At 61.9% G+C, this 22,949-nt stretch carries 29 protein-coding genes and 1 pseudogene; 11 read left to right on the forward strand and 19 right to left on the reverse strand.

Annotated features, from left to right (window positions below; translation table 11 throughout):
* Window positions 1–139 precede the first annotated feature (139 nt).
* Complete coding sequence (gene dusA / locus NKH16_RS01145; RefSeq protein ID WP_352897989.1) at window positions 140–1,132, forward strand: tRNA dihydrouridine(20/20a) synthase DusA; 993 nt, start codon at window positions 140–142, stop codon at window positions 1,130–1,132.
* An 8-nt stretch (window positions 1,133–1,140) separates the two neighbouring features.
* On the opposite strand, the gene NKH16_RS01150 is transcribed toward dusA, so the two are convergent.
* The gene (locus NKH16_RS01150; protein WP_352897992.1) at window positions 1,141–1,845 is read right to left on the reverse strand and encodes a TIGR02281 family clan AA aspartic protease; all 705 of its coding nucleotides are present in this window, start codon (window positions 1,843–1,845) and stop codon (window positions 1,141–1,143) included.
* A gap of 13 nt (window positions 1,846–1,858) precedes the next feature.
* Window positions 1,859–2,092: a DUF1289 domain-containing protein gene (locus tag NKH16_RS01155; RefSeq protein WP_031193575.1), complete on the reverse strand. Its 234-nt coding sequence runs from the start codon at window positions 2,090–2,092 to the stop codon at window positions 1,859–1,861.
* Between the two features lie 197 nt (window positions 2,093–2,289).
* Here NKH16_RS01155 and NKH16_RS01160 point away from each other — a divergent pair, with 197 nt between their 5' ends.
* Window positions 2,290–3,288 carry a nicotinate-nucleotide--dimethylbenzimidazole phosphoribosyltransferase gene (locus NKH16_RS01160; RefSeq protein WP_352448874.1) on the forward strand — a complete coding sequence of 333 codons (999 nt, stop codon included), beginning with the start codon at window positions 2,290–2,292 and terminating at the stop codon, window positions 3,286–3,288.
* Between the two features lie 4 nt (window positions 3,289–3,292).
* Here the strand turns inward: NKH16_RS01160 and NKH16_RS01165 are convergent, their stop codons facing one another.
* Window positions 3,293–4,807, reverse strand: a complete 1,515-nt coding sequence (locus tag NKH16_RS01165) for a sensor histidine kinase (protein ID WP_352742762.1) — start codon at window positions 4,805–4,807, stop codon at window positions 3,293–3,295.
* 75 nt (window positions 4,808–4,882) lie between these two features.
* On the opposite strand from NKH16_RS01165, the gene NKH16_RS01170 reads away from it, so the two are divergent.
* From NKH16_RS01170 to NKH16_RS01185, 4 genes are all read left to right on the forward strand, one after another.
* A complete protein-coding gene (locus NKH16_RS01170) occupies window positions 4,883–5,506 on the forward strand; it encodes a thermonuclease family protein (protein WP_352742763.1) in 624 nt (207 codons plus the stop codon).
* A 41-nt stretch (window positions 5,507–5,547) separates the two neighbouring features.
* The gene (locus NKH16_RS01175; protein WP_352448877.1) at window positions 5,548–6,159 is read left to right on the forward strand and encodes a glutathione S-transferase; all 612 of its coding nucleotides are present in this window, start codon (window positions 5,548–5,550) and stop codon (window positions 6,157–6,159) included.
* Window positions 6,160–6,172: 13 nt separating this feature from the next.
* Window positions 6,173–6,790, forward strand: coding sequence for a uracil-DNA glycosylase family protein (locus NKH16_RS01180; RefSeq protein ID WP_502894919.1), 618 nt, complete (start codon window positions 6,173–6,175; stop codon window positions 6,788–6,790).
* Window positions 6,791–6,991: 201 nt separating this feature from the next.
* Window positions 6,992–7,483, forward strand: a complete 492-nt coding sequence (locus NKH16_RS01185; RefSeq protein WP_023675006.1) for an Lrp/AsnC family transcriptional regulator — start codon at window positions 6,992–6,994, stop codon at window positions 7,481–7,483.
* A gap of 11 nt (window positions 7,484–7,494) precedes the next feature.
* On the opposite strand, the gene NKH16_RS01190 is transcribed toward NKH16_RS01185, so the two are convergent.
* The 11 genes and pseudogenes from NKH16_RS01190 to NKH16_RS01240 form a co-directional block, all read right to left on the reverse strand.
* Complete coding sequence (locus tag NKH16_RS01190; RefSeq protein ID WP_352742765.1) at window positions 7,495–8,067, reverse strand: DUF3299 domain-containing protein; 573 nt, start codon at window positions 8,065–8,067, stop codon at window positions 7,495–7,497.
* 62 nt (window positions 8,068–8,129) lie between these two features.
* A complete protein-coding gene (locus NKH16_RS01195; RefSeq protein ID WP_352742766.1) occupies window positions 8,130–8,711 on the reverse strand; it encodes a GNAT family N-acetyltransferase in 582 nt (193 codons plus the stop codon).
* Window positions 8,671–9,375, reverse strand: a complete 705-nt coding sequence (locus tag NKH16_RS01200; RefSeq protein WP_254817259.1) for a DNA alkylation repair protein — start codon at window positions 9,373–9,375, stop codon at window positions 8,671–8,673. Before NKH16_RS01200 ends, NKH16_RS01195 begins: the two co-directional genes overlap by 41 nt.
* A 9-nt stretch (window positions 9,376–9,384) precedes the next feature.
* A pseudogene (locus tag NKH16_RS01205) lies at window positions 9,385–10,260 on the reverse strand (NAD(P)-dependent oxidoreductase); the annotation flags it as partial.
* 58 nt (window positions 10,261–10,318) lie between these two features.
* Window positions 10,319–11,146, reverse strand: a complete 828-nt coding sequence (locus NKH16_RS01210) for an ABC transporter permease (protein ID WP_023675012.1) — start codon at window positions 11,144–11,146, stop codon at window positions 10,319–10,321.
* On the reverse strand, window positions 11,143–11,856 hold the full coding sequence (locus tag NKH16_RS01215; protein WP_352742767.1) for an ABC transporter permease: 714 nt from the start codon (window positions 11,854–11,856) through the stop codon (window positions 11,143–11,145). Before NKH16_RS01215 ends, NKH16_RS01210 begins: the two co-directional genes overlap by 4 nt.
* Window positions 11,857–11,974: 118 nt before the next feature.
* Window positions 11,975–12,757, reverse strand: coding sequence for an ABC transporter substrate-binding protein (locus NKH16_RS01220; protein ID WP_352742768.1), 783 nt, complete (start codon window positions 12,755–12,757; stop codon window positions 11,975–11,977).
* 213 nt (window positions 12,758–12,970) lie between these two features.
* The gene (mobB, locus tag NKH16_RS01225; protein ID WP_023675015.1) at window positions 12,971–13,480 is read right to left on the reverse strand and encodes a molybdopterin-guanine dinucleotide biosynthesis protein B; all 510 of its coding nucleotides are present in this window, start codon (window positions 13,478–13,480) and stop codon (window positions 12,971–12,973) included.
* Complete coding sequence (gene mobA, locus NKH16_RS01230) at window positions 13,477–14,106, reverse strand: molybdenum cofactor guanylyltransferase MobA (protein WP_352754748.1); 630 nt, start codon at window positions 14,104–14,106, stop codon at window positions 13,477–13,479. The genes mobB and mobA overlap by 4 nt, the downstream gene beginning before the upstream one ends.
* Window positions 14,107–14,164: 58 nt before the next feature.
* Window positions 14,165–15,085 (reverse strand): DMT family transporter, encoded by a 921-nt coding sequence (locus tag NKH16_RS01235; protein WP_352742772.1) that lies wholly within the window; start codon window positions 15,083–15,085, stop codon window positions 14,165–14,167.
* 122 nt (window positions 15,086–15,207) lie between these two features.
* Window positions 15,208–15,564 carry a hypothetical protein gene (locus NKH16_RS01240; RefSeq protein WP_023675018.1) on the reverse strand — a complete coding sequence of 119 codons (357 nt, stop codon included), beginning with the start codon at window positions 15,562–15,564 and terminating at the stop codon, window positions 15,208–15,210.
* A 198-nt stretch (window positions 15,565–15,762) separates the two neighbouring features.
* Between NKH16_RS01240 and NKH16_RS01245 the strand changes: the two genes are divergently transcribed.
* The gene (locus NKH16_RS01245) at window positions 15,763–16,491 is read left to right on the forward strand and encodes a DUF1579 family protein (protein ID WP_352875494.1); all 729 of its coding nucleotides are present in this window, start codon (window positions 15,763–15,765) and stop codon (window positions 16,489–16,491) included.
* Between the two features lie 51 nt (window positions 16,492–16,542).
* On the opposite strand, the gene NKH16_RS01250 is transcribed toward NKH16_RS01245, so the two are convergent.
* Both NKH16_RS01250 and moaA read right to left on the reverse strand, forming a co-directional pair.
* Window positions 16,543–17,016, reverse strand: a complete 474-nt coding sequence (locus tag NKH16_RS01250) for a hypothetical protein (RefSeq protein ID WP_023675020.1) — start codon at window positions 17,014–17,016, stop codon at window positions 16,543–16,545.
* Window positions 17,017–17,071: 55 nt separating this feature from the next.
* Complete coding sequence (gene moaA / locus NKH16_RS01255) at window positions 17,072–18,067, reverse strand: GTP 3',8-cyclase MoaA (RefSeq protein WP_352742775.1); 996 nt, start codon at window positions 18,065–18,067, stop codon at window positions 17,072–17,074.
* A 199-nt stretch (window positions 18,068–18,266) separates the two neighbouring features.
* On the opposite strand from moaA, the gene NKH16_RS01260 reads away from it, so the two are divergent.
* On the forward strand, window positions 18,267–18,620 hold the full coding sequence (locus tag NKH16_RS01260) for a gamma-butyrobetaine hydroxylase family protein (RefSeq protein WP_352456745.1): 354 nt from the start codon (window positions 18,267–18,269) through the stop codon (window positions 18,618–18,620).
* A gap of 23 nt (window positions 18,621–18,643) precedes the next feature.
* Here the strand turns inward: NKH16_RS01260 and NKH16_RS01265 are convergent, their stop codons facing one another.
* On the reverse strand, window positions 18,644–19,072 hold the full coding sequence (locus tag NKH16_RS01265) for a nuclear transport factor 2 family protein (protein ID WP_352821654.1): 429 nt from the start codon (window positions 19,070–19,072) through the stop codon (window positions 18,644–18,646).
* Between the two features lie 158 nt (window positions 19,073–19,230).
* On the opposite strand from NKH16_RS01265, the gene NKH16_RS01270 reads away from it, so the two are divergent.
* The gene (locus tag NKH16_RS01270; protein WP_352898002.1) at window positions 19,231–19,842 is read left to right on the forward strand and encodes a pyridoxamine 5'-phosphate oxidase family protein; all 612 of its coding nucleotides are present in this window, start codon (window positions 19,231–19,233) and stop codon (window positions 19,840–19,842) included.
* Between the two features lie 27 nt (window positions 19,843–19,869).
* Here NKH16_RS01270 and NKH16_RS01275 read toward each other — a convergent pair whose 3' ends face one another.
* The gene (locus tag NKH16_RS01275) at window positions 19,870–20,322 is read right to left on the reverse strand and encodes a MarR family winged helix-turn-helix transcriptional regulator (RefSeq protein WP_352448891.1); all 453 of its coding nucleotides are present in this window, start codon (window positions 20,320–20,322) and stop codon (window positions 19,870–19,872) included.
* A gap of 47 nt (window positions 20,323–20,369) precedes the next feature.
* Here NKH16_RS01275 and NKH16_RS01280 point away from each other — a divergent pair, with 47 nt between their 5' ends.
* Window positions 20,370–21,278, forward strand: a complete 909-nt coding sequence (locus NKH16_RS01280; protein WP_352456749.1) for an alpha/beta hydrolase — start codon at window positions 20,370–20,372, stop codon at window positions 21,276–21,278.
* 34 nt (window positions 21,279–21,312) lie between these two features.
* On the opposite strand, the gene NKH16_RS01285 is transcribed toward NKH16_RS01280, so the two are convergent.
* Window positions 21,313–21,927, reverse strand: coding sequence for a TetR/AcrR family transcriptional regulator (locus tag NKH16_RS01285; protein WP_352833124.1), 615 nt, complete (start codon window positions 21,925–21,927; stop codon window positions 21,313–21,315).
* A 98-nt stretch (window positions 21,928–22,025) separates the two neighbouring features.
* Here NKH16_RS01285 and NKH16_RS01290 point away from each other — a divergent pair, with 98 nt between their 5' ends.
* Window positions 22,026–22,772, forward strand: coding sequence for an SDR family oxidoreductase (locus tag NKH16_RS01290; RefSeq protein ID WP_352898005.1), 747 nt, complete (start codon window positions 22,026–22,028; stop codon window positions 22,770–22,772).
* The last annotated feature ends 177 nt before the right edge of the window (window positions 22,773–22,949 follow it).

Below are 22,949 nucleotides of genomic sequence, written 5' to 3' on the forward strand. Positions count from 1 at the left end.
TGACATGTGTAACATGCCAATTTGCTTTCAGTTGCGGCGGCAAAATCGTATATCGGGTTAGCTGGGTGTGCATCTCTTGCCAAATTGCTCTGTCATTCGAACGGAGTATCGGACGGACTGAGACAGAAAAAATAGTAAAATGAATATCTTACGCCACAAAGTTGCCGTGGCGCCGATGATGGATTGGACGGACCGGCACTGCCGGTTCTTCCATCGCCAGCTGACGCGCGAGGCGCTGCTCTACACCGAGATGGTGGTGGCCGATGCGGTCATCCACGGCGCACGCGAGCGGCTGCTCGGCTTCGACGACAGCGAACGTCCGGTGGCGCTGCAACTCGGCGGCGCCGATCCGGGAAAGCTGGCCGAGGCGGCGCGCATCGGCGAAGCCTTCGGCTATAATGAAATCAACCTCAATATCGGCTGCCCGTCCGACCGCGTCCAGTCGGGCACCTTCGGCGCCTGCCTGATGAAGACGCCCGTGCTCGTCGCGGATTGCGTCGCGGCAATGAAGGCGGCGGTGAAAATACCGGTTACCGTCAAGTGCCGCATCGGCGTCGATGAGCAGGATCCGGAACCGGCACTCGATGCGTTGGCCGATGGTGTTTTCGCGGCCGGCGCCGACGCGCTGTGGGTGCACGCCCGCAAGGCCTGGCTGGAAGGACTGAGCCCAAAGGAAAATCGTGACATCCCACCGCTCGACTATGGCCGCGTCTATCGGCTGAAAGCCAGAAAACAAAACAAATTCATCGGCATCAATGGCGGCATTCAATCTCTCGCAGAGGCGCTGACGCACCTCGACCATGTCGATGGCGCCATGCTCGGCCGCGCCGCCTATCACACGCCAGGGATACTGACCGGCATCGATGCCGCGTTTTACGGCAGCACAGCTGAGTCGTTCGATTTTGCCGCACTGATCGATGCCATGGCGGATTACGCGTCACGCCATATCGAGCAGGGCGGACGCCTCGGGCATGTCACCCGGCACATGGTCGGGCTGTTTCACGGCCTGCCCGGTGCACGCCGCTACCGGCAGATCCTCTCCACCAAGGCGACACGGCCGGGTGCCGGAGCGGAGGTGCTGAAGTCAGCCTTCGCAGAGGTCGATTTCGGCCGGACCGCAGAGGCGGCCTGAGGAAAAACTTAATCCCGCAAAATCATGCGATCGCCACGGACGTCGAAGCCCGATAGCGAGCCGATGAAATTCATGCCGAGAAGGCTCTGGCCGAGCGTGCCTGGTGCGGCGATCATGATGGGCATGTCCTTGCGCACGATGCCGCCGATCGACAGTTCGTCGGTTCGCACCGCCGCCGCGCGTGTCATGCCGTTGGCGGTAGAGATCGGTATGGTGAAGCGGAGAGCCGCCGAATTGAACCCGACCGCCAGAGCGTCCTCGGCGGTCAGCACGGTGCTGGTCGCGCCGGTATCGACAACCGTCAGGATCGGCGTGCCGTTGATCGTGACGCGCGCTTCGAAATGGCCGCTGCCGGCCTTGTCCAGGGTGACGGTGGCATGGCCTTCTTCCACGCCCAGCGCCAGCGGACTGCCGGGAACAAGGCCGGCGGTGACGCGGCTGGCGAAATCCTGCAACTCATGGCGGTACTGATAGCCGGCGATCAGCGCCAGCACGATGGCACCCCAGGCGCCGAGGCTGCGGGCCATGGTGCCCAACGGCCTGCCCGATCTGAGCAGGCCGGCGCCGACGAGTGCCGCTAAGGCGCCAAGCCAGATCAACTGGCTGAAATCGTAATTCTCAATGCCGAACGTACTGCCGGCGGAATCGTTGAGCATGAGCAGGAGCACACCCGCCCCGATCGCGACGATCAGAATCCACAACAGTCGGTTCATCTCTGCGGCCGGTTCACGAGAGGGCGTCGCGTTCGCGTGCCATGCGGCTGCGACGGGTTTCCCGGCGGGGGCGTCGCTCGACCGTTTCCAGCCTTGCCGGCAGCTCGGCCATGACGCTGCGGCGGGTTTGCGGGGTCATGTCGATCCAGGCGGCGATTTCCTCGCGCGTGCGCCCGCAACCGAAACAGAAGCCGGTTTTCATATCGATCGAGCAGACCAGGATGCACGGGGATTCAATGGCCGTCATAAGGATTTCCTTGGCTAGCCTCCACATGGTGCAACGACAAAGTCAATGCAAGCCCTCCGGGAAGCGCCGCCAACGAATGCTTTCGCGTCAATACCGCCAAGTTGTACCAGGCCTGGAGGTTGTGCCGGCTTGAGGTTGTGCCGGCTGGCCAAGGCGGCTATGCCGCTCACCAATTCACACGGACGATTGCCATCGACATGACCAGCGCGCTGCCTTTCGACGATTTTCGCGACCTTCTGGTGAGCCTGCCGCCGGCAGATATGGCGGCCAAGGCCCGCGTGCGCCAGTTGTTTGCCAAGGCAGACAAGCCCAAAGGCTCGCTTGGCCGCATCGAGGACATCGCCGCCTGGCTTGCCGGGTGGAGCGGCCGCGCGCCGCCGGCGGTGACGCGGCCATTGGTGGCGATCTTTGCCGGCAATCATGGCGTCACCCGCCACGGCATTTCGCCGCGCCCCGCCGCCGCCACGGCAAATGCAGTCGAGCTCTGCGCCGCCGGCGGTGCAGCAATCAACCAGATCTGCATCGCCAACGATCTCGGCTTGAAGGTGTTCGATCTGGCTCTGCACATTCCGACAGCCGACATTACCGAGGATGCGGCACTGGACCAGCGCGGTTGTGCCGCTACCATGGCCTTCGGCATGGAAGCGATTGCCGGCGGCACCGACCTGCTTTGCCTTGGCGACCTCGGCGTCGGCAATTCGACTGTCGCCGCGGCCCTTTGCACGGCACTGTTCGGCGGCACCAGCGCCGACTGGGTCGGCCCTGGATCAGGGGCGGACGCGGCGATGCAGAAGCGCAAGGCGGAGGTGGTCGATGCCGCGGTCGCGTTGCACGGCGCGAGCCTCAAGGACCCGCTGGAAGCGCTGCGCCGGGTCGGCGGGCGGGAATTCGCCGCGATCTGCGGCGCCATTCTGGCGGCGCGGATGCAGAAGATCCCGGTGCTGCTCGATGGGTTTGCGGTGACTGCCGCCGCTGGTGTCCTACATACCGCCAACCCCGCGGCGCTCGATCATTGTCTCCTCGCAAGCCTGTCGCCGGAGTCTGGCCATGCCAAGGCCGCCGAGCGCCTCGGCCTTCGCCCGCTGCTCGATCTGGGCGTCAGTCAAGGCGAGGGGGTAGGGGCGGCGCTTGCCGCTGGGCTGGTCAAGGCCGCCGCGCTGACCAGCGCCGGCATGGCAGCCGCGGTCCGCGGTTAAGCATTCAGCGCCGGCGCGAGGCAACCGCCTTGGTCGGCAGCGCCGGCAGTTCCTCCATCACCCGGCTCAGCGGGAAGATGGCGATCGCCTCGGTGCCTTCGCGTAGCCTGGAATGGAGCTGGAATTCGCCACCATGCATGGCCAGCAAGCCTTGCACGATCGGCAGGCCAAGCCCGGTGCCCTGTTCGGCGCTCTTGATGGCGATCGAGCCCTGGCCGAAGGCCGAAAGCACGATCGGAATCTCGTCTTCCGGTATGCCCGGCCCATTGTCCTTGACGGAGAGATATTGCCCGCCGCCCGCCGTCCAGCCGACGCGCACGCGGATTTCGCCGCCGGTGGCGGTGAACTTGATGGCATTGGACAACAGATTGAGCGCAATCTGCCGCACCGCGCGTTCGTCGGCGAACAAGCGCGGCAAGGCGTTTTCGAAATGCTGGACGATGCGGATGTCCTTGTTGCGCGCCTTCAGCTCCATCATGTGGCAGCAATCCTCGACGACGGAGAGCAGCATCATCGGCTCCTCGTTGAGCTGGTAGCGGCCCGCTTCGATGCGCGACAAATCGAGAATTTCGTTGATCAGGTCGAGCAGATGCTGTCCGGAGTCGTGCACGTCACGGGCATAGTCGCGATAGGTCGGGTTGCTCATCGGGCCGAGCACCTCGTTGGCCATCACTTCGGAAAAGCCGAGAATGGCGTTGAGCGGTGTGCGCAGCTCGTGGCTCATCGAGGCCAGGAAACGCGATTTCGCCAGATTGGCGTCTTCCGCCCGCCGCCGTGCCTCGTCCGACATCGATTTCGCCGTCTCCAGTTCGGCAATCAGCGCATCCTTTTCGGAGCGGAACGACAGCAGCATCAGCGAGGAACGGTTGAGCTGGCGCGCTACATAGGCGAAGAAAGGCAACGAGGCGATCAGCAAGCCTGCCATGATCACTTCGACCGGCATCCATAATTTCGCACTGGCATAAGCATAGATGGCGACCGGGAGGGCGAAGGTCGCCAACAGCGCACCGCGCAGGGACGAGGCCAGGATCGCGGTTGCCGACATGGCGAGCAGCAGCACCACCGCCTTGGCGACCTGGAACTGATCCGTTTGGCAAGTTTCGCAGCCGAGCCATGCGAACCAGGCCCAGCCAAGCCCGCACAGAAAATGGCCGATCAGGAAATCCCTATGCGTTTCCAGCGGGTTGAGTTCGGACGCTTGAGTGACGCGTCTGGCCATGAATGCAACGATGGTATAGCAGATGAATGTGAACAGCGCCCAGACGCCGATCTCCTTGCCGATGCCCGCGAACAAGCCTGCCGCGGCCGTTGCCAGAACGAGCAGCGGAATGACGATCACGCCGCCGGTCATCGACAGCGCGTGGAGCTTCAACAGCTCGCGGTCGAAGTCGGGATTTCCGGCTTGCTGCGAAAGACGGTCGCGCGTCTTGCGGACCGCGCGCGCGACATCGCTGTTGCGATGGCGTTTCCTGCGGTCCACAATAAACTTGTCCGCCGTGGTCGAGCGTTGCAGGGGCATGAAGTCTTCAATTTACGCGGGCAGCAATTTCAAATCGTTAAGCTACGTTCGAATGATTAACCAACGGTTTGCCATATGAGCCGTTCGTGGTCGCGATGGCCGCGCCAGCGATACTATGCGCCGCGTCCGCGAAGCCTGTGGCGCCGACTGATGGACTATGGGCTGACACTCATCGTGCTCGGCCTGGCGATCCTCCTGGCGGCGCGCCTCGACCGGGTGGAGACGCGCAAGACGGAGGGCGCGGCCACCGTCAATGACGGCGATAGCATCACGCTCGGCGGCGAGCGTATCCGCATGCGTGGCATCGACGCGCCGGAATATTCGCAAATCTGCCGCAAGGACGGTGCCGACTATCCTTGCGGCAAGCTCGCGCGGCAGTCCCTGGTGCGGTTGATCGCCGGCAAAGCGGTCTCCTGCAGCGGCTGGCAGCGCGACCGCTACGGCAGGCTACTCGGCGACTGCAAGGCCGGCGGCAAGGATCTCAACCGCGCACAAGTCGAGGCCGGCTGGGCGGTCGCCTTTGGCGATTTCGAGACCGAGGAAGCTGCTGCGCGCGCGGGCAAAGCCGGCATCTGGGGCGGAACTTTCGACGAGCCGAAGAACTGGCGCGAGAGCCACGGCCACGAGCTGGTTGAAAGAAAGCACGGTACCTTGGCGTCGATCGGCGACGCCTTGCGCGAAATTTTTCGCTTCTGGTGAGCTGTGCCTATAGTTCGTCGAGACGGACGAGGAGGATAGAGATGAAGCTGTTCGACGGCGGGCGCGCGCCCAATCCACGCCGGGTTCGGATTTTTCTGGCCGAAAAGGGACTTCAGGTTCCGCTGGTGCCCGTCGACATGGGCGCGCTGGAGCACAAAGAGCAGCCGGTCAGCTCGCGCAATCCGCTGAAGCGTCTGCCGGTGCTCGAGCTCGATGATGGCACAGTCATCACCGAATCCGTCGCAATCTGTCGTTACTTCGAGGAACTGCACCCCGAGCCGGCTTTGTTCGGGCATGGGGCGCTCGGCAAGGCAATCGTCGAGATGTGGCAAAGACGTGTGGAGTTCAATCTGTTCGGCTGCGTCGCCGCGGCGTTCCGGCATATCCACCCCGCAATGAGGGAATGGGAGATCCCGCAAATCCCCGAATGGGGCGAGGTCAACAAGCCGAAGGCGATCGAATTCCTGAGATTTCTGGACACTGAGCTCGCCAGCAGGGAATTCGTCGCCGGCGATGCCTATTCGATCGCCGACATCACCGGGCTGGTCGCCATCGACTTCATGAAGCCGGCTCGCATCAAGGTACCCGAAGAGTGCACCAACGTGCTGCGCTGGTATCGAGAAATCTCCAGCCGGCCGAGTGCCGCCGCCTGACAATGAGTTCCGAATGACCGAAGAGTTGGAAGCCCTGGCGGCGAGGGTACGCGCCTGCCGCATCTGCGTCGATAAGCCGGCCGCCAGGCCGCTGCCGCACCAACCGCGGCCCGTGCTCAGGCCATCTTCGAGTGCGCGTATCCTGATCGCCAGCCAGGCGCCGGGTACCAAGGTTCACATCACAGGCATGCCGTTCACCGACGCCTCCGGCGACCGGCTGCGAAGCTGGCTGGGCGTCGGCAGCGAGGAATTCTATGACACGGACAAGTTTGCCATCGTGCCGATGGGCTTTTGCTTTCCCGGTCAGGACGCCAAGGGCGCCGACCTGCCGCCGCGCCGCGAATGTGCGCCGGCATGGCGCACATCGCTGATGGCGCTGATGCCGCAAGTCGATATGGTGCTGACGATCGGCATCTACGCGCAAAGCTGGCATATGGGCGCGGCGCGCCGTCCCTCGCTGACGGAAACGGTCATGGACTGGCGTGCCATCTGGGCGGCGGCGACCGACCCGAAAGTCCTGCCGCTGCCGCACCCGTCCTGGCGCAACACCGGCTGGCTGAAGCGCAATCCATGGTTTGAAATGGATTTGCTGCCCTTTCTGAGATCGGAAATCCGCTATCGCCTCGGCTAGGCATTCAGCAAGAAATCACTCGCTTTCGCGCTATCCAACAGAATTTCTTTCTTGTAAAAGGCCATGACAAGAGGGATTATGGTAATCCATTCCTCGAAGCGCGCCGCGCATGAGGGGACGCGCGTTAAATTCTTGTTTTTATGCATGTCGTTGTGCCAAGGCCGCTGCGCACTTGGACGACTTGCATCAGGGGAGCATCCAATGGACCGCCTTGATAGAAAAATTCTCCGCCTGCTGCAGGAGGATGCGACGCTTGCAGTCGCCGACGTCGCCAAGAAGGTCGGCCTGTCGACGACGCCGTGCTGGCGGCGCATCCAGAAGCTCGAGGAAGAGGGCGTCATCAAGCGGCGCGTCGCCATCCTCGATCATGAAAAGGTCAATGTGCGGGTCACGGTGTTCGTCTCGATCCGCACCAATTCGCACAGCCATGAATGGCTGCGGCGCTTTTCGGAGGTCATCCAGGAATTCCCGGAAGTGGTCGAATTCTATCGCATGAGCGGCGACGTCGACTATCTCTTGCGCGTCGTGGTGCCCGATATCGCCGCCTACGACGCCTTCTACAAGCGGCTGATCGCCAAGATCGAGATCCGCGACGTGTCGTCTTCCTTCGCCATGGAGCAGATCAAATACACGACCGAGATGCCGCTGGATTACATGATGCTCGACAAGGAGTCCGGCGCCAACGCCGCCTGAGATTCTTCTGTTTAGTTCTTCTTTTTGTTCAGGAAAGTCCATGGCGAGTTGACCGGCAGCGTGATCGTGTCCGGCACCGTATCGACGTTGACCACCTCGGCCTTGTGCACGGTGTAACCTGACTGGATGACGCTGACGCCGTCAAGGATGAAAAGCTGGCTCTTCTCCATACCCGGTTGCAAGGCGCCGGTCACCGAAACCGGCTGGTAGGCCTCGGACATCCTGTAAGGGTGTGCAGGCGTGACGAGGACGATCTGGTTGGGCGGCGGCGTCGGCATGTGGCTGCAGGCTCCCGTCCACGGCACCAGCAGGAATTGGTAGACGAGATCACCATCGCGGTCGACTGGCAGCGCATAGCCTGCGAGCTGCACGGTCTTGTCCTGCAAGTCGAGTGAGAGCGTCTCGCCACGATCCGGCATTTTGGCCGCGATCATCGGCAGTCCGACGCTTTCGGCGGCTGCCTGGGTAGCCGGGCGCAGATCCTTCCAGAAAATGTGCATGGTTCCGGCGGAAGCGCTTGCCGCGATCGCGGACGCCAACAAGGCAGTTGCTATGATCGTGCCTGATTTAAAACGGTTGCTCATCGCTGCTCCGCCGTTGAGCCTTGATCTGCGAACATCAAGTAAAGCTGCCGCTGCCTCACAGGTCAACGCTCAAGCCGCATCACATGCCGGCGCGAGCCGGTCATGCCGATCTCGCGAAAGCCGCGGGCGACGAACATGTCGCGAAAACCCATGAAGCTGTAGCTCGGCGAAGCCTGGTCGACGGGATAGGCTTCGATCGTCCTGGCGCCTTTGGCAAAGGCGTGATCGATGGCCGCGTCGAGCAATGCGCTTGCCAGCCCGCCGCCGCGCAACGCTCTCGGCACAAAGAAGCAGACGATCGACCAGATGCCCATCTCGCTATCGTCCTGCTGCCGTGACAGCTTGCGGTAGGTCTCCCGCGGCGCGATCGAGCACCAGCCGACGGTCCGGCCATCGATCTGGGCGACAATGCCGACTGGCGTGCCGGCGTCGATCAGCGTCATCATCGCGCGTTTCTTCTCGTCGTTCTCGACGTGCTCGCGGCGGTCGAGATTGCGCCAAGCCATACACCAGCAGTATTTCGGCCCGCCGGGTTGCTCGAACAGGTTTTCGAAATCGGCGCGCGTCGATTGCGTCACCTCCGTGAAGCGCACTTCGCTCAGGTCAAGCTTTTCTGGCGGCGAGCCGCTCGAGCGTCTTGGCATCGGAAAGTTCCTTCACGGCGTCCTTGCCGATCCAGCGTGCGGTCCTGTCTGTCGAGGCCGCCAGTTTTAGCGCCACGGCAAGGGCAGGGCCGTGCAAATTCATCGATCGCTTGCCGATCGAACGAAGCGCCCAGTTCACGGCCTTCTTCACAAAATTGCGGCCGTCGGTCGCATGCGCTTCGATGATCGGCAGGAATTCGAGGAAGGTCGTCTCGGGTTCCTTCTTCCGGTGGACCACCGACCAGGCCATCATCGCAAAAGCCGTGCGTCGAACGAATTCCCGTTCGTCGACCGCGAATTCGGCGATCAATTCCTTCCAGCAATCCGTATCGACAAAGAGATCGGAGACCCCGTCGACGATATCCCACGAGTCGAAAGTCGCCGCCCATCGTCTTGCATCCGCGGCGGAGAACCGCTCCGGATCGGCTGTCACGGAAGCGATGAACTGCGCCTCCATGATGCCTGTCTGCCAAAGCTCGAAGGCACGCTCATGGTTGCGCTTGATTTTCTTGGCAATCTGCCGCTGCACGCCATGCGAGATACCGAGCGCACGTTCGATCTTGATGCCGTAGCGCAGCATGCCAAGTCGATTTTCCTCTGAGGCGATCGAGCGCAGATGAGCGACGATTTCATCGGCGCTGGATTGAGGCGAAAGCTCGGCCACGGTGAAATCCTATTTCTCCAGCCGCGCCAGCAGCGAGGACGTGTCCCAGCGCTTGCCGCCCATCGCCTGCACGTCCTTGTAGAACTGGTCGACAAGTGCCGTCACCGGCAGTTTGGCGCCGTTGCGGTCGGCCTCGGCGAGGCAGATGCCAAGATCCTTGCGCATCCAGTCGACGGCGAAGCCGAAATCATATTTGCCGGCATTCATCGTCTTGTGGCGGTTCTCCATCTGCCAGGAACCGGCGGCGCCCTTGGAGATAACCTCGATTACCTTTTCGATGTCGAGCCCGGCCTGCTTGCCGAAGTGGATACCTTCGGCCAGTCCCTGAACGAGGCCGGCGATGCAGATCTGGTTGATCATCTTGGTGAGCTGGCCAGCCCCTGCCGGTCCCATCAACCCGACCATGCGGGCATAAGCATCTATGACTGGCTTGGCCCTGTCGAAGGCGTCAGGCTCGCCGCCGACCATCACGGTCAGCATGCCGTTCTCGGCGCCTGCCTGACCGCCGGAGACCGGGGCGTCGAGGAACGAAAACCCGAGCGCTTGCGCGTGCTGTGCCAGTTCGCGCGCGACCTCGGCCGATGCCGTTGTGTTGTCGATGAAGATGGCGCCTTTCTTCATGGAATTGAAGGCGCCTTCGGCACCGGTCGTCACCGAGCGCAGATCGTCGTCATTGCCGACGCAGGAAAAGACGAAGTCCTTGCCCGCGGCCGCCTCTGCTGGTGTCGCGGCGAAGCTGCCGCCATGCTGGGCGACCCACTGCTCGGCCTTGGCCCTGGTGCGGTTGTAGACGGTGACGTCGTGACCGCCCTTGTTCTTGAGATGTCCGGCCATCGAATAGCCCATGACGCCAAGACCAAGAAATGCCACCGAAGCCATGTTTTCGAATCCCTTAGAAGCCTGCTTTGCGGTCTTCTTACCGGATCAGGCAAGGCGATGGGAGTCAGCGGTGTAGATGGATGGTGATGCGCCGTTCGATCCACTCGACGCCGTGGCGCAATGTTTCCACGATGATCAGATAGATGATCGCCGCCCAGATATACGACTGAAAGTCGAAGGTGCGCGCATAGGTGAGCCGGGTGATGCCCATCAAATCGTAGACCGTGATGATGGCGACGATTGCCGAGCCCTTGATCATCAGGATGATCTCGTTGCCATACGGGCGCAACGCGACGATCAGCGCCTGCGGCAGGATGATCTTCCACATCGTCTGCAGTTTGTGCAGGCCGAGCGAGGCGGCACCTTCCCACTGGCCCCTCGGCACGCTCTCGATTGCGCCACGCAAAATCTCGGCCTGGTACGCGGCCGTATTCAGCGAAAAGGCGAAGATCGCGCAGTTGAACGCTTCGCGGAAGAAGCCCCACAGTCCGACCATCTCGAGCTCCGGCCGGAAGGAGCCGACCCCATAGTAGACCAGGAAGGTCTGCGCCAACAGCGGCGTGCCGCGAAAGAAATAGACATAGGCATAGGCGAACCCCGAAAGGATCGGGTTCTTCGACATGCGTGCATAGGCGATCGGCACCGACAGGATCGCGCCAAGCACAATCGAGATGGCAACCAGCAACAGGGTGATGCCGAGGCCGGATATGTAGCCGGGTGCATATTTCTGGAAGAACTCCGGGTTCCACGCAGCGACCAGGTAGACGACCATGCCAATGCCGAGAGCGATCCACAGGCCGACCAGGACATGGCCGAGGATGCGTTGGCGCGACCAGCCGCGTGCGGGCGGCGGCGGCCGGTCGACCTTCAGCGTGTCGGTGGCAAGGCTCATCTCTTGACCTCGCTGCCGCCGACCGCTCGTTCGATCGCCTTGATGCCGAAGGAGGAGACGATCGCCAGCAGGAGATAGATGAGGCCGGCAAAACCGTAAAACAGGAAGGCATGCTTGGTGACGCGCGCGGCAACCCCGCTCTGCCGGAGGATCTCGTTGAGGCCGACGGCCGAGACGAGCGCGGTGTCCTTGAGCAGGATAAGCCAGAGATTGGCAAGTCCGGGCAACGCGATGCGGATCAACTGCGGCAGCACGATCAGCCGCATCGTCTGGCCGCTGGACAGGCCAACCGAATAGCCTCCCTCATATTGCCCTTTTGGAATGGCGCGGAAGGCGGATAAAAACACCTCGCTGGAATAAGAGGAAAAAATGAAGCAGAGCGCGATCATGCCGGCGACGAAGCTGTTGACGTCGGCGGAGGTGCCGGGGCTCACCAGCCGGACAATGTACTGCAGGATCAATGGGATGCCGAAGAAGATCAGAAACAGGGTGAGCAGCTCGGGTATTCCGCGAAAAATCGTGGTGTAGATGTTCCCGGCCAGTCTCAGCGACGGCTCTTCCGACTGTTTGGCCAGCGCCACGAAAAAGCCGAGCGTCAGCCCGAAGGGCAGAGTGGCCAGCGCAAGACATACTGTGACAAACACACCCGCGGCGATGTCGTCGAGCCAGCCTTCGGGTCCCCAACTGAGAAGCGTCAGTGCGCTCTGCATCCGCCTGCCTGTTCTCCTTAAGGCTCTTTGAGACCCGTGCCGCGTCACCCCTCGTGCGCGGCATCCTTATAAGAACGGCGGGAATCTCCCGCCGTTCACGTCCTCCTATGTCGGTCGATCAGGACTCGCCGCCATAAACGTCATATTTGAAGTATTTGTCGTTGATTTCCTTGTACTTTCCGTTTGCTCGGATGGCGTCGATCGCCGCATTGAACTGGTTGACCAGATCGGTCTCGCCCTTGCGCACGGCAATGCCGGCGCCCGGACCGTGGATTTCGATAACCGGCTTGATTGTGCCGACCAGCTTGCAGCAGGCGCCGTCCGGCGAATCCAGCCATTGCTGCAGCACGACGATGTCGTCATTGGCGGCATCGAGCCGGCCATTGGCCAGATCGAGCTGGTATTCCTGTGCGGTCGGGTACGGCTTGACGGTGCTGTCGGCATAAGTCTTGGTCGAATAGTTGAAATGCGTGGTGGACGCCTGCACGCCGATCGTCTTGCCGGCCAAATCTTCCTTGGTGACACCCTTGATGTCGGTGTCCTTGGGGGCGGCGATCGCCGGCGGCGTATTGTAATATTTGTGGGTGAAGTCGACCTTCTCGGCGCGTTCCGGCGTGATCGACATCGACGCGACGATGGCGTCGAACTTGCCTGCCTGAAGGGCGGGAATGATGCCGTCCCAGTCCTGCGCGACAAAGGTGCACTTCACCTTCATCTCGTCGCAGAGCGCCTTGGCAATGTCGATATCGAAGCCTACGAGCTGGCCGTCGGCTGTCAGATTGTTGAATGGGGGATAGGCTCCCTCGGTGCCGATCCTCAAGGTCTTTTCCTGGGCCTGGGCAACGCCAAGCGTCAGCAGCGCAGCCGAAGCGGCAAGCGCGATACGCAGTGCAATACGCATAATGGTCCTCTCTGTTGGTCCCGGCCGTCGTTCCCGAACGGCTCTGTGGGCGGTGCTTTTGACCGCCCGCTGATGCGATACTCCCATTCTTTCCCAAGAAAAAGCAACTGCAAAACCGTCGCTTGAGGGAAGGTCATGTTCAGAAAGCGATGACGCTGGGTCAGACGCCTAAATTGGAAAGCAAGTGGGCGGAAACTGTCTTCTGCCGCATTTTCAGCGCGACAGGCTTGTGGCGCGCTCGATGAAGTCAGCTATCGAATTCGTGTCGTCGAGATCGAAGGCCGGCAGGTCTTCGCCGACAATGGGGAAGTCGGAGGCGATGGCGACAATGTGTGGATCGCCTGCCGAGAGCGGTGTCCGGTCCTTGGCCTCGAGCCGTCGCGTCTCGATTTTCTTGTGCGCTTCGCGCTTGTAACCCTCGACCAACACGATGTCGCACGGTGCCAGCCGTGACAGGATCGCGTCCAGCGTCGGCTCGTCCTCGCCGCGCAATTCGTGCATCAGCGCCCAGCGCCTGCCCGACACGACCGCGACCTCCATCGCTCCCGCCTGCCGGTGGCGAAAGCTGTCCGCTCCGGGTTTGTCGATGTCGAAATCATGATGGGCGTGTTTTACCGTCGACACTTTCCAGCCGCGCCGGACGAGTTCGGCTACCAGCTTTTCGGTCAATGTCGTCTTGCCGGAGTTCTTCCAGCCGGTGATGCCGAAAATACGTCTTTTCATGGCTCGATGCTCTGCAACAGATGCACGGCCTGGGCAAGGTCGTCGGGAGTGTTGATGTTGAAGAACGGATCGATCTCGGCCCCGCCGGATTTCAGGATGGGAAATTCCACCTCGACAAAACCGTGCCGGTCGATGAACGCCGCAACGCGCCGGTTGTCTTCCTCGACGAGAAATTGTCGCAAGACCTGATCTAACCCTAGCGGCCAGAGTGCAAAGGTCGGATGCCGTTTGCCGCCGGAACAGGCGACCGCAATCGAGCCGGGGCGTTCGTCGGCTGCCGCGAGCAGCCGCTCGACCATATCCCTGGGCAGGAAAGGCGTATCGCCGGCAGCCGTGACCAGCGCCTGGCAGGTCGTGTCGGAAGCCCATTCGAGGCCGGTCAGGATCCCGGCAAGCGGCCCGGCATAACCTTTGACAGTGTCGGCAAGCACCGGAAGCCCCGTCGCGGCAAACCGTGCCGGATCGCCATTGGCGTTTAGCGCAAGCGGTCCAACCTGCGGGCCAAGGCGCGAAACGACACGGTCGAGCAGGGTGCCGTCGCCAAGCGCAAGCAGCGTCTTGTCGCCGCCGCCCATCCGGCTCGACCTGCCGCCGGCCAGAATGATCCCTGCAATATGTCGGCCCATGGTTTGCTGCCTAGACCCAAAATCCAGTTTTCAAATCAGACAGTCGTCGACAGTCACTCTATATGCCGTCCGGCGCCATGTCCGGTCCAGTGCTTTCGGCGGCTGTTTTTCGCCGTCCAACGATCCGTTCGCGGTAGAGTGCATAGAGGCCTGACGCGATGATGATCGTGGCACCGAGGATCATCGGCAGATCGGGGACATCGCCGAAGATCGTGAAGCCAAGCAAGATCGACCAGAGCAGGGCGGTGTAGCGAAACGGCGCGATGAAGGAGATATCGCCCACCCGCATCGCCGTGATGATGAAGTGATAGCCGATGAGCACGAGCACCGCCGCCAACGCCAGGAACGCCGTGCTTTGTCCTGTCATCGGTTTCCAGCCGCCCATCGGCGAAAGCAGTGCCGCGCCCAGAAACGTCATGGCAAGGGCGGTGGCGCTCGACACCAGCAATGTCGGAATTGCCTGCGGTATCCGCTTGGTAGCGAGATCGCGCACCGCGCAGCATGCGACGCTGGCCAGCGCCAGCAGTGAAAAGACGCTGAACCCTTCGAAGCCGGGCCGCACGATGATCAGCACGCCGGCAAAACCGGCGGCAATGGCCAGCCAGCGCCGCCAGCCGACGCCCTCGTTGAACACAAGCGCGGCGCCCATCGTCACCGCCAGCGGCAGCGCCTGCAGCACGGCGGAGACATTGGCGATCGGAAGATGTGCCAGAGCAACCAGGAACGACACGGTGGCGCCGGCCTCGCCGGCGACGCGCAGCGCAACGGTCGGCTGCAGCATCGAACCGGGCCGGGCAAGCGCGCCCCGTTGCCACGCAAGCAGGCCAACGAAAAGCGAAGCGAAGGCGCCGCGGATCAGCATGACCTGCGCCATGTTCATCGATTCCGATAAGAATTTGGTGATCGCGTCGTTGAGAGTGAAACCAGCCATGGCCACCATCATGAACAACGCGCCGCGGAGGTTTGGCGAAAGAGGCAAGGCGATTACCGGGTGAGTCCTGCAGCAAGCGTCTAGCAGGCACCCACAAGACAGCAACGTCAAAGGGCTGGGCCACAGCCTTTCTGTGGCCCGTGACATCTGCCGCGCAAGAGCGGCAGGGCTTATTTGGGCGTCAGTACCTCGGTGCCGTTGCCTTCCTTGCCGGCAATCGTCCACAGGCCATGCAGCGAGCCGTCTTCCTGCACTTTGTAGACGACTAGACCGACCGCCTTGCCCATGACATAGCCGGCGGAGAAGGCATCGTCGTTGCGCATGCAGATACCGTCCGAGGACGAGCCGCCTGTCTCCCAATGGATCGTGCAGGTCGTCTCGCTGGTCAGCGTGATCGTCGCGTCGCCACCATAGGACGACCCATCGAAATTGGTGCCGGCCACGGCATAGGTGCCGCCGATCGACTGAGCCGCCGCGGGCAGGGCCGCGAGGCTGAGCAATGCAAGAGAAAGAATGAGTTTGCGCATATCGTATTCCCCCACTGGGCGAAGAACCGCTCCAGAGCAGAGGCTAGGCCCGAATGGGCTTGCGGTAAATCCGGTGACCGTTTGCGGACAAGACCTTTTCTGGGTGTGACCCCAAAAAAGGTGCCGTTCTAAAGGATGGGTTCGGAGGGCAAATTTATCACACTGCGGCTCGAGGAAAATTTTTCGATGAGATCAAATTTGCTCGGCAAGATTCACCAAATTGGTCATTGTAAGCTTTTGATCGTGTTGGGGAGATGGTCCATGATGAATGCACGAGGCAATGCGGACTGGCTTGGCACAGGCAGCAGGCGGCATGTTTCGTCGGCTTTCCGGTTCTCTTCTGCCCTGGCGGTTATCCTCATGGCGATAGCGCCTGCGTTCGCCGATAACGGTGCTTCGGCGTCGGCAGTCGAACGGATGTCCACGCCGGGTCACGAAGCGGATGAGCTCGCTCGCCGCGTCGGGAAATGGTCCGTCGTCAACACGATCTGGCCAACGCCCGGCGCCCAGCCGATCGTGATGACGGGGCTGGTGGCCGAGCGCACGATGATCGGTCCCTTCATGCAGGAGGTGATGCGCCCGGCGCCCGGGTCGAAAATGCCGGACTTCCAGCGGATAGCCTATTTGAGCTATGACCGGGTGGAGGGCCGCTGGAAGTATGTCTCCATGGACACCCGTTTCCCGGCAGGGATCATGCCCGCCTGGAGTTTTGGTGGCGAGGAGGACGGCAAGATTTCACTGCTGTTCCAGCCGCTTGGTTTCGTCGGCTTCGGCCCTGAGGTCGAAGGGCGGTTCACGGCCTCCGATTTCGTCATTTCCAGGGACGGCGACAATCACGAAGTGGCCGAGCAACATTTCCTCCAGGCCAATGGCAGCGGCAAAAAATGGCTTGCCGTACGATATGACTACACGCGCCAACAACCGTGACTCGCTAGCAAAAACAATAGGCTGCCAATAAGTTCTGACGTCGCCGGATGCTCACGGTCCCCTGAGGCTGCCGGCGATCGCATCGACGAGCGGGTCGTATTTCGATTTCAGGGCTGGCGGGTAGTCGATCCAGACCGTGCGGATGACACCGTCTTTTCCGAACAGGCGGCGTTCATAGAAGATGTTCCCGCCTTTGATGCCCGACAGCACCGCCCAGTCCTTGCCGGTCTTGCTGTAGGTGATCCTGTAGCCAGGTTCCTTGCTGGCCCTCTCGGCGGAGACGAAGGCTGTAGGGGTGTCATCATCGATGTTGAGGATACCCGAACAGATCAGGCTGGCGCCATCGGCAGTGAGCCATTGTTGTCCATCGCCATTGTCCGGCTCGGGCTGGCGAAGAGTGAAGATTTCATCCGGAAAGGTGCAGATGGTACCGAAGCGCTCGTTCGTGTAGGTAAATGGCGCGGCAACTGCCGTGGTCCCCGCCATCACTCCGAAAAACGTCAGGACTGCAAAAAACCGCTGCACGCTTTGCCTCGCGCCGATACCAAGGCGATTATTCTTGCACGAAATCGGCGAAAAATTAGCCGCCGGTGACGCTCATATGCCGCGACACCGACGGACGGTTGGTGCGGCGATCGATGATGAAGTCGTGGCCTTTGGGCTTGCGGCCGATTGCTTCGTCGATGGCATCGGCGACCAGCTCGTTGCCTTCCGACGCACGCAGCGGCGCGCGCAGGTCGGCCGCATCTTCCTGGCCGAGGCACATGTAAAGGGTGCCGGTGCAGGTCAGCCGGACCCGGTTACAGCTTTCGCAGAAATTATGCGTCATCGGCGTGATGAAGCCCAGCCGTCCGCCGGTCTCGGCGACTTGGACATAGCGGGCCGGGCCACCGGTCTTGTAGGGAATGTCGCCTAGCGTGAACTGGCGTTCGAGAGCCGCGCGCAACAGCGACAGCGGCAAATACTGGTCGGTGCGGTCGGCGTCGATCTCGCCCATCGGCATGGTTTCGATGACCGTCAGATCCATGCCGCGGCCATGCGCCCAGCGCAGCATTTCCGGCAATTCGGCGTCATTGAAGTCCTTCAACGCCACGGCGTTGAGCTTTACCTTTAGCCCGGCCGCCTGCGCGGCGTCGATGCCGTCCATGACCTTGTCCAGATTGCCCCAGCGGGTGATCTGGCGGAATTTGGCGGCATCGAGGGTATCGAGCGAGACGTTAATGCGCTTGACGCCGCAGTCGGCGAGCTCGGTGGCAAAGCGGGAAAGCTGCGATCCGTTGGTGGTCAGCGTCAGCTCTTCCAGTGCACCACTCTCGAGATGCCGCGAAAGCTGGCGTACCAGGTGCATGATGTTCTTGCGCACAAGCGGCTCACCGCCGGTGAGGCGGAGCTTGCGCACACCCTTTTCGATGAAGACCGTGCAGAGCCGGTCGAGCTCTTCCAGCGACAGCAGGTCCTTCTTCGGCAGGAACGTCATGTCCTCGGCCATGCAATAGGTGCAGCGGAAATCGCAGCGGTCGGTGACCGATACGCGCAGGTAGGTGATCGTGCGACCGAAAGGATCGATCATATCCATGCTTGTGCGCTTCCCGTGGCCGTGAACGGCTTCGTTATATATGGCTATGTGATACGAGCCAACGTGGCATTCAAGATAGAAGCTCGCGATCTTCGGTAACATTCCGACGCCGACAGATCATGTCGGAACTTTCCATGCGGCCTTTTCCCTTGACGCGAAGCGGCGTAGGGAAGGGCAGTTCTCCGCAGGATCCACCACCATGACAGCGCCAAAAGAACTCAGGGTCTCGAAGGACCGCAAGCTGCTTTCCGTCACCTTTCCGGGCCATCAGCCGTTCGAATTGTCGGCCGAGCTGCTGCGTGTCGCCTCGCCATCGGCCGAGGTGCAGGGCCATTCGCCCGAACAGCGCGTCACCGTTCCCGGCAAGCGCAATGTAGCGATTCTGAAGATCGAGCCGGTCGGCAATTATGCCGTGCGCATCACCTTCGACGATTTCCACGACACCGGCATCTTCACCTGGAATTACCTGCATACGCTGGGTCATGAGAAGGATGCACGCTGGGCCGCCTATCTCGCCGAACTGGAAGAGAAGGGGCTGAGCCGCGACCGTTGAATGGATCCCGCAGGACTCTCAGGTCAACGCAGGATCGCCAGTATCTCGCTGGTGTCGTGATAAAACGGCGTGCCTTCGATCAGCCGGTCATCCTTGAAGCGCAAGACTTCGGCAAACGGCTGTTTGATGGTTGCACCATTGGCCCGCGATGTCAGCGAAAGCGAGCAGCTCATGAACACCGTGTCATCGTTTTGGGCGACCTGAAGGTCCTCCACCGCCACGTCGCTCCAGATTTCCCGCATTTTGCGGAAAAGGGCGCCAACGCCGTCGAGGCCGCTCCAGTCACCGGCATAGGGCAGGGAGCGCGGCTCATGCACGACAATCTCGGTATGAAATGCGCCGGCAAGCACATCGAGGCTCTCCGACCCTGATTGCAGGAAACGCATTTCAACATTGAACATGTTTTCAATAAGTTCCATGGCGGTGCGTCGCCGGTCGAGCGGTTTATCCATTTTGACCTCCGTATCCCTTGGCACGATCATGCAGGTAAAGCGGTTTGCCCTTGTTTGCGTTGCCGCGACACCCGTTTCCTGATGACCGGCAAACGGGCACTTGTCGTGAAAACGTCATCCATCTGGAGTAGCGCCGGCAAAGCTTTGGAGACGAAAACATGTCCATGATCACCAGCATCGAACAGCTTGAAGCGCTCTATGGCCTGCCCGGCGAGGCATCGGTGGTCAAGGAACTCGACCAGCTGATTCGCGAATACGCAGCTATCATCGAGGCTTCGCCGTTTGCCGCGCTCGCAACCTGCGGGCCAGAAGGGCTGGACTGCTCGCCGCGCGGCGATCTCGCCGGCTTCGTCCGCATCCACGATCCGAAAACGCTGATGATGCCGGACCGGCGCGGCAACAACCGTGCCGATTCGCTAAGGAACATCCTTCGCGATCCGCGCGTCGCGCTTCTGTTCCTCGTGCCGGGTTCCGGCACGACACTGCGCGTCAATGGCCGCGCCCACATCACCACCGATACCGGGCTCTGCGCCTCGTTCGCCGTCGAGGGCAAGCCGGCGCGCTCGGTGACGATCATCGAGATCGATGCGGTTTATTTCCAGTGCGCCCGCGCCATCCACCGATCGGAACTGTGGAATCTGGCAAGGCATGTCGACCCGAGATCGCTGCCGACTCCCGGCCAAATCCTGGAAATCACCAGCCGCAAGAACATTGACGGCGAGGTCTACGACAAGGAATGGCCCGAGCGCGCGAAAAAATCGATGTGGTGAAGCATTTGGTGGTGGAGCACTGGGCTGTCAGGCGGTCTTCAAAACCTCGGCAATCCTACGCATCTGTTCGCCGATCATGTCACATTGTTCCGGCGTCGACTGGCTCATCGCCTTCTCGATCAGCGCCATATGGACCTTCAGCGCCTGCATCAGCAGTGCCTCGCCGGCCTCTGTCAAGGTCAGCCTCAGCACGCGCTTGTCCTTCTCGTCGCCCTCGCGGCGCAGCAGGCCACGGGTCTCCAGCTGAGGCAAAAGCATGGTGATGTTGGAGCGGCCGACCAGCAGCCGACGAGCAAGGTCGTGCTGCGACATGCCGGGATGACGGTAGAGGTTCATCAGCACGTCGAGCTGCGCCGGCTTCAGGTCGAGCGGCGCAAGCTTCACCGCCAGGGTGCGTTCCACCACATGGCAGGCGCGCGCCACCGCGACCCAGTTGCGAAAACGCGGGTTGTCCCAGGGCAGGTCTTGCTTAATGTTCATGTTTGAACTATTATGTTCATGCTTGAACCAATGAATGGATCGCCACTATGGCATCATTTGGACTGAAGGTCATCCGCGGCACGTTCGGCGTGGCCGAGCATGTGGCACCGCGACTCACCGGGCGTGCTGCATTCGAGCTGTTCTGCCGCACGCCGCACGAGAAGAGCTTGAGCAAAGGCGAGCGCCGCGCAATTGATCGCGCCGCCGATTTCATGACCCAGGCACGCCATCACCGGCTAAAGACCAGAACCGGCTGCGTCATGGTGCATGAATTCCGGCCCGAGCCGGGCAGGGCGACTGCCGGCACCGTGCTCGTCATCCATGGTTGGCGTTCGCGCACCGAATACATGCGCACGCTGATCGAAGCCTATCGCGATGCCGGCTACAAGGTGGTCTCGCTCGATCTGCCGGGCCACGGCCAGTCGCAGGGCCGCCGGCTTACCCTGGTCAGTGCGGTCGATGCGGCACGGGTTGCCGGCGAATGGTTCGGGCCGTTCGCGGCCATTGTCGGCCATTCCTTTGGTGGTGCCGTTGCCGCCAACGCCGTCGCCGGTTCGATCAGGAACATCCCGCGATTGGCGGCCGGGCGGCTGGTGCTTATCGCCGCGCCGAGCTCGCTGCCGGCGATCTTCGCTGATTTCAGCCGCATGCTGAATGTCGGCTCGCGCTCGCAGGCCGCCATGGCCGACCGGGTCGAGCGCATCGCCGGCCGGCCGTTGCACGAGTTCACCGGTGACCGCCAGCTCGCAAGCACGCCGCTGCCGACGCTGGTGATCCACGCGCCGGACGACCGCGAAGTGTCCGCCGAGCATGCAAGGCTCTACACGCGCGCCGGAGACCACGTGCGGCTTTACTGGGCCGACGGGCTCGGCCACCGCCGCATTCTCGCCGATAGGGGTGTGGTGGAGCGTGCCGTTGGCTTCGTTGCCGGCAGGCTGGAGCCGTCTCTGCAGTGACCTGAATATCGTTCTTGTCAGCCGGGTTCGACCGTCACGCTGCCCCGGTGCTGGCCATCGCTATCCAAGCTGCCATTGCCCCGGCCACCGTCGCCAGAAGAGCCGAGCGCGACGCGCCGTCGCGCGCCTGGATCGACATGCCGTGCTGCACGGTCGCGTAGAAGGTCGCGGCCGTACCGCAGTCGAAATCGGCCGGCAACTCCCCCTCGGCCACGCCACGCTCGAGCCGTCTCAGCAAGGCTTCGCGGTTTTCGGCGCGGCGACGGCGCAGATCATCGCAGATGGCGCCGCGGCTTGAATCCTGGTGCAAAGCGCCGAGCGCGATAAGGCAGCCTTGCGGGCGACCGGTCTGTGAATAGGCCCTGGCCGTCTGCCGCAGGAACCGCTCGACCGCCTGGCGCGCGGTCGGCGCCTTTTCCAGCGCGGACCAGATCTCGGTTCCCTCGACCCGCGTGTAAAGCTCGGTTGCCTCGAGAAACAGCGCTTCCTTGCTGCCGAAGGCGGCATAGAGGCTGGGTGAGTTGATGCCCATTGCAGCGGTCAGGTCGCTTATCGACGCGCCCTCATAACCCTTGGCCCAAAACACTTCCATTGCGCGTCGCAAGGCGGCGGCTCGATCGAAGGTGCGGGGGCGGCCTCGTTCCGGCATGGCATCCTTTCTGTATTGATCGATACATAATTCGGTTGACGTGGTTCAGCAAGGCTGGCAGATATTTATGTATCAATCGCTACAAAATGGAGAAGCAGATGTCATCCAGAACCTTGAACGGCAAGGCCGCCCTCGTCACCGGCGGCAGCCGCGGCATTGGTGCGGCGATCGCAAGAAGGCTGGCGGCCGACGGCGCAGGCGTGGTGATCACCTATGTGAATGGCGAGGAAGGGGCGCGTGCGGTGGTCAGGGAAATCGAGGCGGGCGGCGGCCGGGCCTTTGCCATCAAGGCCGACAATCGCGATGCTGGGGCGATCGAGGCGGCGGTCGATGAGGCAGCAACAGCCTTCGGACGGCTCGACATCCTGGTCAACAGCGCCGGCATCTGGCGCGCTGCGCCGATCGATGCCCTGTCGCTTGCCGATTTCGACGAGACGATGGAGGTCAACCTCAGAGCCCCGTTCGTCGCCGCCAAGGCGGCAGCAGCGCATATGGGCGAGGGTGGCCGGATCATCTCGATCGGCAGCAATCTGGCCGAGCGTGCCACGGACGCCGGCCTGAGCGCCTACTCGGCCAGCAAGGCTGCCTTGGTTGGCCTGACCAAGGCCTTTGCACGCGATCTCGGTCTGCGCGGAATCACCGCCAATGTCGTCCATCCGGGGTCGACCGATACCGACATGAATCCGGCAGCCGGCCCGCACGCCGAGCATCAGCGCCAGAAGATGGCGATGCCTCGCTTCGGCACGGCCGACGAGATCGCCGGCATGGTCGCCTGGCTTGCCGGTCCCGAAGGGCGCTTCGTGACAGGCACGGCATTGACCATCGACGGCGGCGCCAACGCTTGAGGCTTGGCTCACGGGCGCTATCATTAACGGGGGCGATGACGGATTGACTCGACCCGTCACGATCTTGTGAAACCGTTCTGCAACAGACGTTCCGAAATTTATGAAAGCTTAACGAAATCAGTATGAATCAGTGTAGTCACGCCTTACATCCGCCATGCGGTGGGCGAGACCGTGAAA

The sequence above is a fragment of the Mesorhizobium sp. M1307 genome, assembly GCF_040318155.1.
Classification (GTDB): domain Bacteria; phylum Pseudomonadota; class Alphaproteobacteria; order Rhizobiales; family Rhizobiaceae; genus Mesorhizobium.